This is a genomic window from Allokutzneria albata (assembly GCF_900103775.1).
GTDB lineage: Bacteria > Actinomycetota > Actinomycetes > Mycobacteriales > Pseudonocardiaceae > Allokutzneria > Allokutzneria albata.
Map to the genome: position 1 here is coordinate 7,359,953 of NZ_LT629701.1, position 14,413 is coordinate 7,374,365.

The 14,413-nt window shown below is 70.7% G+C and carries 15 protein-coding genes; 6 read left to right on the forward strand and 9 right to left on the reverse strand.

The features are described from left to right. Positions 1–19 precede the first annotated feature (19 nt). From BLT28_RS33820 to BLT28_RS33840, 5 genes are all read right to left on the reverse strand, one after another. Positions 20–1,876 (reverse strand): SDR family oxidoreductase, encoded by a 1,857-nt coding sequence (locus tag BLT28_RS33820; RefSeq protein ID WP_052406722.1) that lies wholly within the window; start codon positions 1,874–1,876, stop codon positions 20–22. Positions 1,877–1,962: 86 nt separating this feature from the next. After that, positions 1,963–2,508 (reverse strand): GNAT family N-acetyltransferase, encoded by a 546-nt coding sequence (locus BLT28_RS33825; RefSeq protein WP_043810054.1) that lies wholly within the window; start codon positions 2,506–2,508, stop codon positions 1,963–1,965. Beyond that, a complete protein-coding gene (locus BLT28_RS33830) occupies positions 2,505–2,705 on the reverse strand; it encodes a hypothetical protein (protein WP_030426592.1) in 201 nt (66 codons plus the stop codon). Before BLT28_RS33830 ends, BLT28_RS33825 begins: the two co-directional genes overlap by 4 nt. A gap of 187 nt (positions 2,706–2,892) precedes the next feature. Beyond that, positions 2,893–4,230 carry a polysaccharide lyase 6 family protein gene (locus BLT28_RS33835; protein ID WP_030426591.1) on the reverse strand — a complete coding sequence of 446 codons (1,338 nt, stop codon included), beginning with the start codon at positions 4,228–4,230 and terminating at the stop codon, positions 2,893–2,895. Positions 4,231–4,298: 68 nt separating this feature from the next. Continuing rightward, entirely contained in the window at positions 4,299–5,477 is a 1,179-nt protein-coding gene (locus tag BLT28_RS33840) for a glycosyltransferase (protein ID WP_030426590.1), read from the reverse strand. An 87-nt stretch (positions 5,478–5,564) separates the two neighbouring features. Between BLT28_RS33840 and BLT28_RS33845 the strand changes: the two genes are divergently transcribed. The 3 genes from BLT28_RS33845 to BLT28_RS33855 all read left to right on the forward strand — a co-directional run bounded on the left by BLT28_RS33845 (position 5,565) and on the right by BLT28_RS33855 (position 8,930). Then, positions 5,565–6,596, forward strand: coding sequence for a tetratricopeptide repeat protein (locus BLT28_RS33845; protein ID WP_030426589.1), 1,032 nt, complete (start codon positions 5,565–5,567; stop codon positions 6,594–6,596). 77 nt (positions 6,597–6,673) lie between these two features. Next, complete coding sequence (locus BLT28_RS33850; protein WP_030426588.1) at positions 6,674–7,690, forward strand: terpene synthase family protein; 1,017 nt, start codon at positions 6,674–6,676, stop codon at positions 7,688–7,690. After that, complete coding sequence (locus BLT28_RS33855; protein ID WP_030426587.1) at positions 7,683–8,930, forward strand: cytochrome P450; 1,248 nt, start codon at positions 7,683–7,685, stop codon at positions 8,928–8,930. The genes BLT28_RS33850 and BLT28_RS33855 overlap by 8 nt, the downstream gene beginning before the upstream one ends. 7 nt (positions 8,931–8,937) lie before the next feature. Here BLT28_RS33855 and BLT28_RS33860 read toward each other — a convergent pair whose 3' ends face one another. The 4 genes from BLT28_RS33860 to BLT28_RS33875 form a co-directional block, all read right to left on the reverse strand. After that, on the reverse strand, positions 8,938–9,330 hold the full coding sequence (locus tag BLT28_RS33860; RefSeq protein WP_052406719.1) for an HNH endonuclease signature motif containing protein: 393 nt from the start codon (positions 9,328–9,330) through the stop codon (positions 8,938–8,940). A 264-nt stretch (positions 9,331–9,594) separates the two neighbouring features. Further along, a complete protein-coding gene (locus BLT28_RS33865) occupies positions 9,595–10,173 on the reverse strand; it encodes a TetR/AcrR family transcriptional regulator (protein WP_052406718.1) in 579 nt (192 codons plus the stop codon). A 42-nt stretch (positions 10,174–10,215) separates the two neighbouring features. Further along, positions 10,216–11,007: a sugar phosphate isomerase/epimerase family protein gene (locus tag BLT28_RS33870; RefSeq protein ID WP_030426584.1), complete on the reverse strand. Its 792-nt coding sequence runs from the start codon at positions 11,005–11,007 to the stop codon at positions 10,216–10,218. Next, complete coding sequence (locus tag BLT28_RS33875) at positions 11,004–12,050, reverse strand: zinc-binding dehydrogenase (protein ID WP_030426583.1); 1,047 nt, start codon at positions 12,048–12,050, stop codon at positions 11,004–11,006. The genes BLT28_RS33870 and BLT28_RS33875 overlap by 4 nt, the downstream gene beginning before the upstream one ends. 120 nt (positions 12,051–12,170) lie before the next feature. On the opposite strand from BLT28_RS33875, the gene BLT28_RS33880 reads away from it, so the two are divergent. Genes BLT28_RS33880 through BLT28_RS33890 form a run of 3 tightly spaced genes read left to right on the forward strand, consistent with a single transcriptional unit; the run spans position 12,171 to position 14,376 of the window. Further along, positions 12,171–12,863: a DUF998 domain-containing protein gene (locus tag BLT28_RS33880; RefSeq protein ID WP_231950515.1), complete on the forward strand. Its 693-nt coding sequence runs from the start codon at positions 12,171–12,173 to the stop codon at positions 12,861–12,863. Positions 12,864–12,917: 54 nt separating this feature from the next. Beyond that, positions 12,918–13,640 (forward strand): thioesterase II family protein, encoded by a 723-nt coding sequence (locus tag BLT28_RS33885; RefSeq protein ID WP_030426581.1) that lies wholly within the window; start codon positions 12,918–12,920, stop codon positions 13,638–13,640. 1 nt (position 13,641) lies between these two features. Beyond that, complete coding sequence (locus BLT28_RS33890) at positions 13,642–14,376, forward strand: 4'-phosphopantetheinyl transferase family protein (protein WP_052406716.1); 735 nt, start codon at positions 13,642–13,644, stop codon at positions 14,374–14,376. Positions 14,377–14,413: the final 37 nt, after the last annotated feature.

The window sequence follows — 14,413 nt, forward strand, 5'->3', positions numbered from 1 at the left end:
GTCCCTCCACAGTGGATGGTCAGGGCGTGCGCCGTGGTGCTTCCGGCATCAGGCGATACAGCACGTGCATCGCGCGATCAACCGCCTTGGGGGTGACGGCGTAGGCCGCCTGCGCGAGTGCGCCCGCGGCCGAGCCGACGCGCTTGGGCCGCTTGGTCAGCGCGCGCACCACCAGCCGTGCGCCTTCGTCCGGCGTGGCGCCGGGAATCCGGTCGTAGGCCGAGGTCGCCTGGCTCATCGGAGTTTTCACGAGTCCCATGTGGACGGTGGTGAAGGTGACGCCGTCCGCGACGGTCTCGCTGGCCACCACGCGGCTGAACATGTCCAGTGCCGCCTTGGAAGCCAGGTAGGCGGAGTACCTGGGGGTGGCGATCTGCACGCCCTTCGTCGACACGTTGACGATGTGGCCGAAGCGCCGCGAGGTCATGTGCGGCAACAACGCCAGCACCAGCCGCACCGCGCCGAAGTAGTTGATCGCCATGGTGCGCTCGTAGTCGTGCAGGCGGTCCAACGAGTTCAGCACGCCGCGCCGGATCGACCGGCCCGCGTTGTTGACCAGCATGTCGATGCCCTCGTGGTCGCTGAGCATCCGCTTCACGGCGGCGCGCACGGACTCGCTGTCCGTGAGGTCGCAGGGGTAGACGTGCGCTTGACCGCCTTCGCGCACGATCTCCTCGCGCACGGCCTCCAGTTCCTCCGCGCGCCTGGCGATCAGCAGTGGGACCGCGCCGAGCTGGGCCACCTGCAGCGCGGTCGCCCGCCCGATGCCGGAGGACGCGCCGGTGATCACGATCCGCCGCCCGCGCAGTCCGTCCCTCGGCCGCCGCGCCCGGTCCGGGTCGAGGTGCCGCCGCCAGTACCGCCACAAGCGGTCCGCGTACTCGCCGAACTCCGGCGTCGGCAGGTCGCCGAGCGCGCGATCGGTGTTCGACCGGTCGAAGCGCGCCGAGAACGTCATGTGCGGCAACACTTCCGCCGGGACGCCGAGGAGCTTGCCCACTCCGGGCAGCTTCGCCAGCGCGCGGACGGGCACGGGAACCGGAGCCGTGATCGCGATTCGCGGGGCTCCGGCGGCTTCGGCCAGCGCGTTGTAGACCGAGGTCAGCGACTGCCCGCCGGGCGCGGTGAGGTGGAATGTCCGTCCGGGCTCGAAGCCGTTGTGCACCAAGCGGTCCAGCGCGTCGGCGACCCAGTCGACCGGCACCAGGTTGGTCGAGCCGAGGCTCGCCCCTGCCAGTGGCAGGGCCGAGGGCAGGCGGGACAGCTCCGCGAGCGCGCCGAAGAAGTAGTACGGCCCGTCGATCTTGTCCATCTCGCCCGTGCGCGAGTCGCCGACGATCGCGGCGGGGCGGTAGATCTGCCACGCGACGCCCTCGTGCTCGCGGACCACGCGCTCGGCTTCGAACTTCGTCGCGTGGTACGGCGAGCTGAACCGTTGACCGAGGTCGAAGTCGTGCTCGGTGAAGGGGCCGCGGTGGTCGCCCGCGACCGCGACCGAGGACACGTGGTGCAGCTTCGCGCCGCTCAGCTCGGCGACGAGATCGGCGATGTGCCGGGTCCCGTCGACGTTGGCCGCCCGCGCGGTGGACTCGTCGGCGGTGAGGTCATAGCTCGCGCCGAGGTGGATCACGTGGTCGACCGCGGCCAGCCGCGTCCGGTCGGCGGCGTCGAGGCCCAGCCCCGGCTCGGTGAGGTCGCCGGGCAGCGGCCACACGCGTTCCGGCTGCGGCCAGCGCTGCGCGATCTCGTCGAGCTTCGCCATGGATGCGGGCCTGACCAGCACGAACACGCCCTCGCACGCGGCTCGGCGGAGCAGTCGTTCGACCAGCCGGACGCCGAGGAAGCCGGTCGCGCCGGTCACCAGGTACGTGGTCACCGCTCGATACTGGCACTACCTACCCGCGAGTAGGAAGAGCCGAGGGGCCGGCACGCAGGAAGCAGGGGACCAACGTGCCGGCCCCGTCAACGGTGGCGGCGCAGGCGCAGTTCGAGGACCTGGCCCGGCCAGTCCCCGACCTCGAATCCGTGCAGCCTGGTGAAACCCGCCGAGACGTAGAAGTCCACGAGCGCGCCGTCACCGCCTGCCCAGCAGTCGACCCGCAGCCGGGACACCCCCGCCGCCACCGCTTCTTGCCGTGCCGTCTCCAGCAGTGTCCGACCCGCGCCGCGCGCCGCGGCCTGCCGCCCAGAGACCAGGCCGACCACGTACAGCTCGGGTTCGTCGGAGACCGGCACGTAGGCCGGGGCTTCCGGCAGCAGCACCATGGCGCCGACCGCCTCCCCGTACCGCTCGGCGATGCGCAACCCGCCGGAGTCGCACCACCGCTCGACCTGCAGGACGCGCTTCGGACTCTCCGAGAACGGGGTGGTGCCCCACTGGCCGGTCTGCCCCTTGGCCGTCAACCAGCGCACCGCGTCGTCGAAGAGTCCGAGCACCGTCATGGCGTCGCTGACCGTCCCGCTCCGTACGGTCAGCTCCGACGCCTGTTCTCCTGCACGCTCGCTCACAGTTCGGCGCCCACCGCCGCCATCGCCGCCTGCCGCAGCGCCGACCGCAGTTCACCGACCTCCAGGGGGGCGAGCACGGCCGCCTCGCCCGGCGGCGAGATCACCACGACCTGTCCCTGGTTCACCAGCACCGTCAACGACCGTCGCCGGCCCGCGACATCGCGGCAGCCCACGATCCACTCCTTCCGGACAACCACGTTCCCCGACCTCCAGACCTGGTCCGTCCGTTCCCGATGCGGGAGTGGGACCCAGGAGGCGGCCGGGCATGACGCGGCGCTTGAGCCTGTTCAGCCGATCGGCTGAGCACCGCGTGCAGCCTCGGAGATCGTCAACGCGCTGACCAGCGGCTGAACGGCGCAACCAGGATTGCGCCGTTCGCTCACGTCACTCGGCCGGGGCTCCCGGGCCCACGTCGGCGGAGGTGAGCGGGACCCGCTGACCGCCGCGCTCGTCGGCCCCGACGTCCTTGCGGTCGTCCCGCCGCTGCCCGTCGAGGTCCAGTTCGACTGCGGGGTAGGAGCCGACCGAGGCGTTCAGCACCGGGCTGTCCGCGGCCGGGCGGCGCAGTTCTCCGGACACCTTCGGGTCCACCTGCCGGTAGCCGCCCGAGGGGATGTTGCCCGGGGTGCCGCCCCAGAGCACATTGCCCTCCCAGCGGAACTTCGAGAACTGCGTCTGCCGCACGAGCTGCCCGCTGCCGGTGAGCACGTTGTTCGAGATCACGCACGAGTCCGGCCCGTAGGTCCGGTTCTCGCCCGCGATGGCGGTCGCCGTGCCGGAGACGGTGTTGAAGGCGACCAGGACCCGGTCCGGCCGGTCGTTGCCGGTGCTGCTGGTGTCGTCGATGACGGTGCCGCTGCCGACCGTGATCCCGTTGCCGGTGCTGCCGTTCACCACGTTGTTCACGATCACGTGGTCGTTGCCGTAGAAGCGGATGCCGGAGGCCCCGCCCAGCATGATGTTGCCCTCGACGCGGGTGCGGTTGCCGTGCCGCAGCGTGATCTGGCCCTTGCTGTCGCGAATGGTGTTGTTGCGCACCACGTTGTCCGACGACTTCACCGAGATCGCCTCAGGATCGCCGTTGGCCTTCTCGAAGAGGTTGTTCTCGATCACCGCGCGCGCGGAGAAGCGCTGCTTCGAGCTGACCCCGAGCCGGATCGACTCCCCGCCGTTGGAGCCGGAGAAGCTGTGGTTGTGGAAGTAGTTGCGGTGGACGTGGGTCCGCTGCGCCATGCCGCTGCTGGGCCCGAAGATCGACAGGTAGACGCCCTGGGTGCTCTTGCCGGTGAAGGTGTTGCGGTCCACCTCGACGTCGTCGCCGTCCACGTTCACCCAGTGCTTGCCCGCCTCGGACCGCAACTGGAAAACGTTGCGGCTCAACCGGATGTGGTGCGAGTTGGCCGGAACGGACAGCGTCGCGGTGTGCGTGAACCTGAACCCTTCGAGGGTGACTCGCTCCGAGGAGTCGAAGGTGAAGCCGCTCGCACCGTAGATCTCGGCACCACCGACCGAGGCGGCGGCGATCGTGACACCGGACTTGCGGCTGATCCGGATCGGCTGCTTCGCTTCGTAACGACCTGCGGCGAGAACGACGCGCTCACCGGGCTGAGCCCGGTCGATCGCGCTCTGCAGAGCGGATAACGAGGTTACCGGGGCCGCGTCCGCGACCGGGGCCATGCCGAGCAGGAGCACCGCCGTCACCGGGATGAGGGCACGCTTCATCGCTGGATCTCCTAGGGTCGGAGTACCTGCGACGGCCTAGCCGACCGTAGTGCCCGCGCTGCCCCCGGTCATCGTCCGGAAGTAGGACAGAGTCGTTCCAGTGCGCGAACCGCTTTGCCGACACCGTTTTCCGCGCGCACCAAGGCGCCCAGCCGCGCGGCTTCCGCCGACCTGCTCAGCGCCTCCTTGATCGAGGCAGCCAGCTCTCCGGCGTCCAGCGCGCGCTCGGGGAGCGGAGGCGGGGCCACACCGAGCTCGTGCATCCTGCGGCCCCAGTACGGCTGGTCGGCCAGGAACGGGCACAGGACCTGCGGGCGTCCGGCGGCGGCCGCAGCGGCCACGGTTCCAGCTCCGCCGTGGTGCACAACGGCATCCACCATCGGGAAGAGCCGTTCGTGCGGAACGTGGTCGATCATGGTCACGTTCTCCGGCAGGTCGGTCGCGGTCAGCCCGCCCCAGCCGCGCGCGAGGATCGCGCGGACACCGGCCAACCGGACGGCCTCCAGCACCGTCGCGGTGGTGCGCGCGGGATCGGCTCCGGTCATGCTGCCGAATCCGATGTAGACAGTGGTGCCGGTGATCTCCGGGAGTTCCGGCTCCTCCGTCGACTCCAGGAACCAGTAGCCGGTGCTGAGCGCGGTCGCGGGCCAGTCCGGCGGTGGGGGAACGACGTGCTCGCTGATCGCGTGCAGCACCAGGTCCTGGCGCCCCTTGCCGGGCGGCAGCCCGAGTCGGTCCGCACGCCACCGCATGAGCGTTTTCCGGAACGGCAGGCCGATCAGGCCGACGACCCGGTAGCTCGCGCGGTTGACCGCGGCGGGAAGCCACGGCGGCGCCAGCGGCAACGGGAAAGCCCGGGTCGGCACGTACAGCGGGGTCAGCGCGCCGACGACGGCGGGGACGCCCAGTCGCTCGGCGATGTGCGCTCCGACCAGCGCTCCCGGGTGGTGCACGACGATGTCCGCGCCGTCGGCCGCGACGGCCCACGCGTCGTCGAACATCCGCCCCAGCATGCCCATGGCCTTGCGGTAGAGCGCGAGCTTGCTCTCCTGCGCCACCGTCTCGGTGAGCGCCATCGGTCCCTCGTCCAGCTCGACGAACGGGAAGCCGAGCCCCGCGAAGACCTCGCCCGAACGAGTGGCCGCCGCCAGGACCGGCTCGTGCCCGGCGTTCTTCAACGCCACCGCGAGCGCTGCGTAGGGCTGCACATCGCCCCGGCTGCCTGCGGTGATCATGAGAACCCTCACGCGTCCTCCTCGCTCACCGGCGATCGTAGTGATCACCGGGCGTGCCAGACTGGTCGTGCGAGCCCCACTGCCCGGAAGGACGCACGGATGGCCGACGACCCGGTAGCCATGGCCATGCAGCAGGCGGCCGAGCTGTGCCGGTCGGGCAAGGCGGCCAAGGCCGTCCGGCTGCTCCGCCCGGTGGTCGCGCAGACCCCGACCGACGTGGACGCCTGGTGCGCGCTCTCCGCCGCCTACCTCGCCGACGACCAACCGAAGAAGGCGTTGGAGTCGGCCCAGCACGCGGTGATCCTCGGCTCCGGCAAGGAGGGGCCGCACCGGCTGGCCGCCTGCGCGCTCACCCAGCTCGGCCGCTCGGCGGAGGCCGTGGCCGCTGCCGACAGCGCGGTCCGCGCGGACCCGTTCGAATGGCGCTGCCACATCGCGCTGGCGGAGGCCCTGATCGGTTCGGGTGCGGTGGAGCGGGTGCGCCACTCCGAGGACGACGCCAAACGGGCCTTGATAGCCGCTCACCGCGCGTCCGAACTCGCGCCGACGGAGTCGCGCCCCTTCGAAGTGCTCGGTGAGATCGCCTCCCGCGCGCACCGGTGGGACGTGGCCGAGCAGGCCCTGCTGACCGCGGTGCAGCTCAATCCCGGCAGCGAGCACCTCCGCGAGGAGCTGGCGAGGGTGCGGCGCGGAGCGCCCGAGCCCGAGCCGGAGCCGGTTGTCCCCGACGCCGAACCTGTTCTGTGGGACGTGCTGTGGCGCCTGGTGGTCCTGCAGGGGGTCGGCAGCCTGGCGCTGGTGATCGGCGGGCTGCCCCGGCCCGGGTCCGGATACGCGCTCTTCGGCGTGGTCCTGCTCGCCGTCCTGGCGGCCGTGGTGTGGCGTTTCGTGTCCAAGGTGCCCGCCGTGGTGCGGCCGGGACTCGTCCGGCTCGTGCGCGCGCGGAAGCTGTTGTTGCTGGCAGTCGGCTTGTTCGCGCTGGGAACGCTGCTGCTCGTGCTGTGGACGCTGACCCTGGCCGTGTGGCCCGGCGCGCTGCAGACGGCTGTCGTGGCGTGCGTCGTGACCTTTCTCGCGGGTGCGGTCGTGCTCGCCGGGCGCCGGTTGGCGCGCTGGAGAGGTCGCATGTGAAGACTGTTTCCAGTTTGGCAACTCTGTTGTAGCGTCCGCTGCGCCGAATGGAGTAAGCGAACGGCGGAGGTGGCGCGATGCCGAAGCTCGGCTTGTCCGCGTTGGTCCCCGGCTTCACCGAGCCGTCGACCCCGCCGGTCAACCCGCTGGCCGAGCGCGCGGAGGACGAGGTCGTCGCGTGGCTGTGGCGCATCGGCTTCCTGACCAGCCAGGCCCAGGAGCAGCACCTCCGGTCCTTCCGGTTCGGGCTCTACCACGGGATCGCGACACCGGAGCTGGACCTGCCCGCGCTCGTGCTGGGCATGAAGTGGTTCTGCTGGGGATCACTCGCCGACGACCAGTACGACAACTACGACTGGGGCGACCGGGACGCGCGGATGCGCTCCGTCATCCGCTCCGCCCGGACGATCCTCGGCGGCGGTGCGGTCCCCCGTACCGATCCTGTGATCAGAGGGCTGGCCGAGTTCTGGCCTTCGCTCGTCGCGGGCATGTCGCCCGCCGCGCGGCGCAGGGTGACGCGGAACTTCCTCGACTACCTCGACGCGGTCCGGTTCCAGAACCGCTTCCACGCCAAGGGCGACATCCCCGACGCCGCGACGTTCCTCGGGCTGCGCAGGCACACGATAGCCATGATCTTCCAGGCCGACGTGCTCGAAGCCCTGTCCTCCTTGGACATACCGGCGGTGCTGCGCGGCCATCGGATGTTCCGCGAGCTCGTGAGCTGCTTCGCCGACATCACCGCGTGGCACAACGACGTCTACGGCCTGGAGAAGGACATCGCGGACGGGCAGCTGTGCAACACCGTGCTCGTGGTGTCGGCCGGTGAGGAGTGCTCGACCGAGGTCGCCGTGAGCCGCGTCGTGGAGCGGGCGAAGGAGCGGCAGCGCCTCTTCCTCGGCATCGAAGCGGAATTACCCTGGCTGGCCGAGGAACTCGGGCTCGGCCCGGAGGCCGTCGCGTCGGCGCTGGTGCTGACCCGGCAGCTGCGGGCGTACGCGTACGCGAACCTGGTGTGGATCGGGCAGACCCGGAGGTACGACCTCGATCTGCCCCGGATTCGGGGGACCTTCGACGATGTTCTCTGCGATGGCTGATCTTCGTTCGGTGCCGGTCGCTCCCGGCCGCCTCCCCGGCATCGGGCACCTCGGCGCGCTGGCCCGCGGTCCGCTGGAGTTCCTCGTGGCGTTGCGGGGAAGCGGCGACATCGTGCGCGTCGACCTGGGCCCGAAGCCGGTCTACTTCATCACCGCGCCTCGCCTTCACCGCCAGGCGCTGACCACGCCGGGCTTCTCGCGCGGCCGGATCTACGAGCGGGCGCGGACCTTGTTCGGCAACGGCCTGGCCACCTCCGACGGCGCGCTGCACCTCCGCCAGCGACGGCTCGTGCAGCCGCTCTTCCACCGCGCCCACGTCGAGTCGTACTTGGAGATGATGGCCGCTCAGGCCCGGGCACTCGTCGACTCCTGGGAGCACGGGCGGGTCGTGGCGGTCGACCGGGCTATGAGCGACCTGATGCTGAAGATCGTCGTCAACGCCCTGACTTCCCGCGACATCGGCCGCTCCGCCGCCGCGGAGATCCACCGCCTGATGCCCGTGATCATGAAAGGCATCGCGCTGCGCATGGTCACCCCCGTCCACCCGCGCTTCGACGCCGCCGCCGACCGCCTGCGCCGGCTCGTCGGCGAGTTGATCACCGCCTATCGCGCTTCGCCCGGGGACGGGTCCGATCTGCTGGCCATGCTCGTCGCCGCGGACATGTCCGATGAGCAGATCTGCGATGAGGTCGTGTCGCTGCTCATGGCCGGCACCGAGACCCCCAGTTCGACCTTGGCGTGGGTCTTCCACGAGCTGGCTCGGCATCCGTCCGTCGAGCAACGGCTGCACGCCGAGGCCCGCTCCGTCCTCGGAGGTGCCCCAGTGACCATGGAGGCGTTGGGGCGCTTGGAGTACACGCGTCGCGTTGTCACTGAGGCATTGCGGTTGCACCCGACTCTGCTCTTCACACTACGGACAACTCAAACCGTTTCCCTTGGTGGGGTCGAGTTTCCGCGCGGTGTGGAGCTTGCGTACAGCCCCTACGCGTTGCACCGCGACCCGTCGCTGTACCCGTCGCCGTTGCACTTCGATCCGGACCGCTCCGTGCCGGATGCGTTCTCGCCCTTCAACTTCGGCGTCCACAAGTGCGTCGGCGAGCACTTCGCCTGGGCGGAGATGATGATCACCGTCGCCACGATCGCCGCGCGGTGGTCTCTCCGGTCGTGCGGCCCGGTTCGTGAGGTTCTTGCGATCGTCCCTCGACCTCGCTCGCTGCCCATGCGCGTGGTCGCCCGCTGAGCCGAGGCTAGAACGGCGCGGGCTCGGCGATGGGTTCGAGTTCGGTCTCGATCACCTTGCCACTCGGTGTGGTCCACGCGTGCGCTCCGTCCGGCCGGTTCTCGCAGGACCAGTTGGAGTGGGTCTTCATCCGGTGCTGGTGGCGGCATTTCGGTCGCAGGTTGGCGATGGTGGTGTTGGTGCCGTCGAAGAGACAGCAGTGGTCCAGATCGCAGCGGTGGGCGGGTTGGTTGCAGCCGACCCTGGTGCAGGTCGGGTAGCGGGCGTCGATGAGTTCCCGTTGGGCTGGGGTGGGTCGGTAGGTGGTGATGTGTTCGGCCATCCCGGTGGCGGGGTCGGTGAGGATGCGCTTCCAGATGCCGTTGGCTGCGACGTCGTCTTCGATATCGGCAGGGGCCATACTCCTATTTTGGCGTCTGCAAATAGTGGATCATGGCTCTGCGGGGTGAACTTTCCCTTGTGCTCCAACGGTTTCAGCAAACGAATGCCGGTTCCAGCTTGCGCGAGGTAAGGCTGGGACGGTCGGCTTTACCTGGGGTACGCGTGCCATACGCTCGTCGGCGAGGGCCGGTTCCCGACCGTGCCCGCCCGGCAGGCCCTCGGCACGCGCAAGGGGCCCCAGGTCAAGCCGACCCCCTGCTGGAACAACGCCCCGCCGGACGCATCACCCCAAAGACGCCAAGGCAAAATCAGCGAGATCGTCCGCGTGATCAGCGAGCGACAAGCTGTCCGGATCGGCCAGCCACATGCTCGTCACCCCACTCACCGTCGACACGATCCCGTACGCGACAACGGAAGCGTCACCACGCAAACCCTCAGACGCCGCGAGCACGTCGGCGATCTGGCTCACCCAGTCGCGCATGACGTCGCGCTTCAGCTCCAGGCCGGGCGCGTTGCCGGACTTGTAGATCGTCACGCTCAAGAGCGCCCGCATGGTGTCGTTGCGCTCCAACGCGACGAAGTACCGCCGCAGGTGCTCGCGCAGCCGCTCCTCCGCGGGGCCCTCGGCGGACAGCGGTTCCCAGATCGGAGCGGCGGCGACGGGCCACTTCTCCGACACCACCGCCAGGTACAGCTCGGCCTTGTCCTTGAAGTGGTGGTAAGCCGCGCCGCGCGTCACGCCCGCCGCCTTCGCGATGTCGGCCAGCGACGACTCGGCGAAGCCGGACTCGGCGAAGACCCGCAGGCCCGCGTCCAGCAGGTCCGACCTCGTCGCCGCGGCCTCGGCCGCCGTTCTCCGCATGCGGCCAGGGTATACATGCGTCGATGCATGTACCGCCCGCGCTCAGTGGAACAGCGGGGGCACCTTGGGGAGGACGTCCTCCGGCGGGCCGCTCAGCCTGCACTCCATCGCGAGCGAGCCGGTGTAGCCGATCTCCTTCAGCGTCGAGGTCAGCTGCCACCAGTCGAGGTGTCCCGCGCCGGGCTCCAGCCTGTTGGAGTCGCTGACCTGGACGTGTCCCAGCCACGGCGCGGCGCGGCGGAGCGCCTCCATCGGCGAGGCCTCCTCGATGTTCATGTGGTAGGTGTCCGCGCCGACGCGCACGCCCGCCGTCCCCGTCGCCTTGATCAGATCGACCGCCTGGTCCAGCCGGTTGACCATGTGGTCCTCGTAGCGGTTCAGCGGCTCCAGCAACAGGACCACGCCTTCGCGCTTGGCGTGCTCCCCGAGTTCGCCGAGCGCGTCGACGAGCACGCGGCGGTCCTCCTGCGGACTGCGCGGCGGGACGAAGGGGGGCAGCCGGTAGGAGAACATCCCCCACGACGCCGGGGTCATCGCGCCGACGCCTTCGAGTTCGGCGATCACGGACAGCTGGCTGGCCATGTTCGCGATCGCGTCCCGCCGCCGCCCCGCGTCGAAGTCACCGATGAAGTGCGTCATCTCCACGCACACCGTCGGCATCACCACCCCGGCGGCCTTCGCCTGGCGCAGCTCGGGAAGCCGCTCGCGGAACTCGAAATCGCCCTTGCCCCGCAACTCGATCGCGCCGAACCCGGCGCGCCGCGCGAAGTCCCACTTGGCCAGCAGGGTGGAGCCGGGCAGCAGCTGTTCCTGGCAGGACAGAAACACGGTCATTCCCCTTCCACGCCGGCGAAGTCCAGGACGACCTGCAGGGTCTCGGCGGGCCGTTCGTCGATCTCCGAGAACGCCTTCGCGACGTCGGAGGCGCACATCACGTGGGACACCAGGGGCAGCGGGTCGAGCGTGCCCGCGGCGACGAGTTCCATGAACGTGCGCTGCAGCCGTTCGACCGACCACCGCTGCGACAGCTCGGGGTTCACCCCGCCGATCTGCGACGCCACCAGCCGGACGCGGTTGTGGTGGAACTCCTCGCCGAGCCGGAGTCCGACCGCGTCCCCTTGGTAGAAGCCGGAGGCGACCACGCGTCCGGCGACGCCGACGGACCTGATCGCCTCGTGCAGAGCCTTGGCCGAGCCGCTGATCTCGATGCAGGTGTCCGCGCCGCGGCCGTGCGTGTGGTCGGCGATCCGTTCCGCCACCGCGTCCTCGAGCGCGTGCAGGGTGAGCACCGCGCCCTGCTCCGCGGCGAGCGCCAGGCGGCGCGGGATCGCGTCCACGGCGATCACCCGTGCCCCGTTGAGCGCCGCCAGCCGCGTGGTGAGCAACCCGAGCACGCCCTGGCCGAACACCGCGACGTCCTCGCCGAGGTGGATGTCCGCGTCCAACACCGCGTTCAGCGCGATCGCGCCGAGCCGCGCGAACACCCCGGCGACCGGCGGCACCGAGTCGGGCAGCACTTGCCCGGCCAGCTTCGCCGCGTCCACCACCGCCTCCGAGCGGTGTCCCCAGATGCCCCAGACCCGTTGTCCCACTTCGAGATCCGGGACCGTGGTCGCGGTGACCACGCCGACCTCCTGGTAACCCCAGCCCGCGACGGGATAGCCGAAGGACGGGGTGCCGTCGACGAACAACCTGCGCTCGGCGTCCCACTGCTTGCTCAGGTACGGGTTGGAGCCGCGGTAGGCCGTCAGCTCCGTCCCCGCGGAGATCCCGGAGTACAGCGTGCGAACCCGGACCTGTCCGGACGCCAGTGGTGCGCCGGGCTCGTCGACGAGCCCGACCGAACGCGGAGCGCAGAACTGCACGACTTTGGGCACTCGCATACCTAGCCGCACCGACTTATGTCTTGTCAAGCGACAGAAGTCCCTCAGGCGGAAGGTAACCGGTATTTCACGGGTCACCGGTTGTCATTGGGGACGACGTGCTGAGGAGGCGCCGTGCTCACCCCTGAACCCACCCCGGTCGCGACGATCCGCCACGGCGCCGTCGCGCGCGCACTCGCGATCGGCGGCACCGTCGCGGTGCTGACCACGGTGGCGATCATCGCCGTGCTGGACCTGGTCCCGGCCATCGGCATGATCAACCCGGTTCGGCGCACCATCAGCGAGCACGCGCTCGGCCCCAACCGCGTGCTGTTCGACCTCGCTCTGCTGCTCCTCGCGGCCGGTTCGCTGGCGATCCTGGCCGCCCTGGTGCGCGGCGGGCTGGTCCGGTCCCGGTCGGCGGCCGCGGTCATGCTCGGCCTGTGGAGCGCGGGGCTGACCGTGGTCGTGCTCTTCCCCAAGCACAACTGGGCCGTCGGGCCCAGTCTCAGCGGTGACATCCATCGCGCCGGCAGCCTCGTGGCGTTCCTCAGCCTGCCCGTGGCCGTGCTGCTCATCGCCCGCCGCTGGCTGCGCGACGAGCGGTGGAGCGGGCACGCGCGGCGCACCCGCGTGCTCGGCGTGCTGGCCGTGCTGTCCTTCGCACCCGTCGTCTACGTGCTGGTCCACGCCTCCGCGGTGGGCGGCGCGTGGTGGCAGGTGCTGCCGCTCGGCGTGATCGAACGCGTGCTGGCGCTCTGCGAGGTCGTCGCGATGCTCGGCGTCGGTGGCTGGGCGATCGCCTCGACCCGTCCGGCGGCGCGCTGAGCTGTTTCGAAGCCCACTTGACACCCCTGTGCTGATCGAGTGACCTCAACGGTGATGAAGAACCGAGTGGTGCGGCCCCGACCCCGGCCGGACGCGCGTCGTGCGCTGATCTGCCTGAGCTACGCGGGCGGTGGCACCGCGCCGTTCCGCGGCTGGGCCGGGCACGTCCCGGACGACGTCGAACTCGCGCTGGTCTGCTACCCCGGCCGGGAGCGCCGGACCGGTGAGCCGATGCCGCCGCTGTGGGACCAGCTGCTCGACGACGTCGCGCTGGGCGTCGAGGAGGCCGCCGCGGGTCGCCCCTACGTCCTGTTCGGGCACAGCATGGGCGGTGCCGTCGCGGCGGGGCTCGCCTCGGCGGGCCTCGCGCCTGCCGCGCTGGTGCTGTCCGCGACCCGCTCACCGTCGTCCACGCTGGCCTATTCGATCAGGCCGACGGACTCCGACGAGCAGTACGTCGAGTGGATGAGGCAGAAGGGGCAGGTGCCCGACGAGGTGCTCGAGCACCCGGAGCTGCGCGAGATGGCCGTGTCGATCCTGCGCGGGGACGTCGTCGCGATGCACAGCCTCGTCCCCGACCCGGCGCACCGGATCGAGGTGCCCACGCAGGTGCTCTACGGCGAGCTGGACGAGGTCGACGAGGAAGCCGTGCGCGGCTGGAGCAAGATCGTCACCAGTGACCTGCGGATCGACCGGTTGCCGGGCGGGCACTTCTACGTGCCCGAGGTCTGGGAGCGGCTGCCGGAACACATCACCGCGTTGCGAGAGGACGGCTGAGGTGCCCAAGGCGGACGTGTGGTGGGTCGAGCTGGGCTCGGTGCCCCTGGAGCCGATGCTGGCCTGGCTCAACGACGAGGAACGCGAGCGCTGGTCCCGCTACCTCAAGGACGACGACAAGCAGCGGTTCCTCCTCGGCGCCTCGCTGTCCCGGGCGATCGTCGCCCGTGAGCTGGGCATCGCCGCCGCCGACGTCCCGCTGGAGCGGCACTGCTCGCGCTGCGAGGGCCCGCACGGCCCGGTGACCTCCCCGCTGCCCGGCGCGCCGAACCTGTCAGTCACCCACGCCGGGGAGCTGGTCGGCGTGGCCGCCTCCGTCGACGGCCCGGTCGGGCTCGACGTGGAACCGTCGTCGCGGCGTTCGCCGCTGCAGGACCTCGGCGTGGTGTTCGGCTCGGACGAGATCGCGGGCATCACCAGGGCGGGCGGCGGCTCCGAGCCGTTCCTGCGCATGTGGACCCGCAAGGAGGCCGTGGTCAAGGCGGTCGGCGTCGGCTTCATGGTGGCGCTGCCCAAGGTCGTGCTCACCGGCCCGGCCGACGCGCCGCGCCTGCTCGGCTGGCCCGGCGACGAGCCCGGCGCGGACCGCTACCCGGCGGAGATGCGCATGGCCGACCTCCAGGCTCCGCGCGACCACGTCGGTGCCGTGGCGGTGATCGCCGGTCGGAGCGCGGGCGAACTCCACGTCGTCCAGCACAACGGCGCCGACCTGCTCACCGCCGCCATCCCCGCCTGAACGCGGGGCGCCGTACCTGACGACGGGTTCACTCGGG

Coding starts and splice junctions, on each gene's coding strand:
- BLT28_RS33845 (WP_030426589.1), top strand. CDS start 5,565: ATGGCCGACGACCCGGTAGCCATGGCCATGCAGCAGGCGGCCGAGCTG.
- BLT28_RS33860 (WP_052406719.1), bottom strand. CDS start 9,330: ATGGCCCCTGCCGATATCGAAGACGACGTCGCAGCCAACGGCATCTGG.
- BLT28_RS33855 (WP_030426587.1), top strand. CDS start 7,683: ATGGCTGATCTTCGTTCGGTGCCGGTCGCTCCCGGCCGCCTCCCCGGC.
- BLT28_RS33885 (WP_030426581.1), top strand. CDS start 12,918: ATGAAGAACCGAGTGGTGCGGCCCCGACCCCGGCCGGACGCGCGTCGT.
- BLT28_RS33850 (WP_030426588.1), top strand. CDS start 6,674: ATGCCGAAGCTCGGCTTGTCCGCGTTGGTCCCCGGCTTCACCGAGCCG.
- BLT28_RS33835 (WP_030426591.1), bottom strand. CDS start 4,230: ATGAAGCGTGCCCTCATCCCGGTGACGGCGGTGCTCCTGCTCGGCATG.
- BLT28_RS33865 (WP_052406718.1), bottom strand. CDS start 10,173: ATGCGGAGAACGGCGGCCGAGGCCGCGGCGACGAGGTCGGACCTGCTG.
- BLT28_RS33870 (WP_030426584.1), bottom strand. CDS start 11,007: ATGACCGTGTTTCTGTCCTGCCAGGAACAGCTGCTGCCCGGCTCCACC.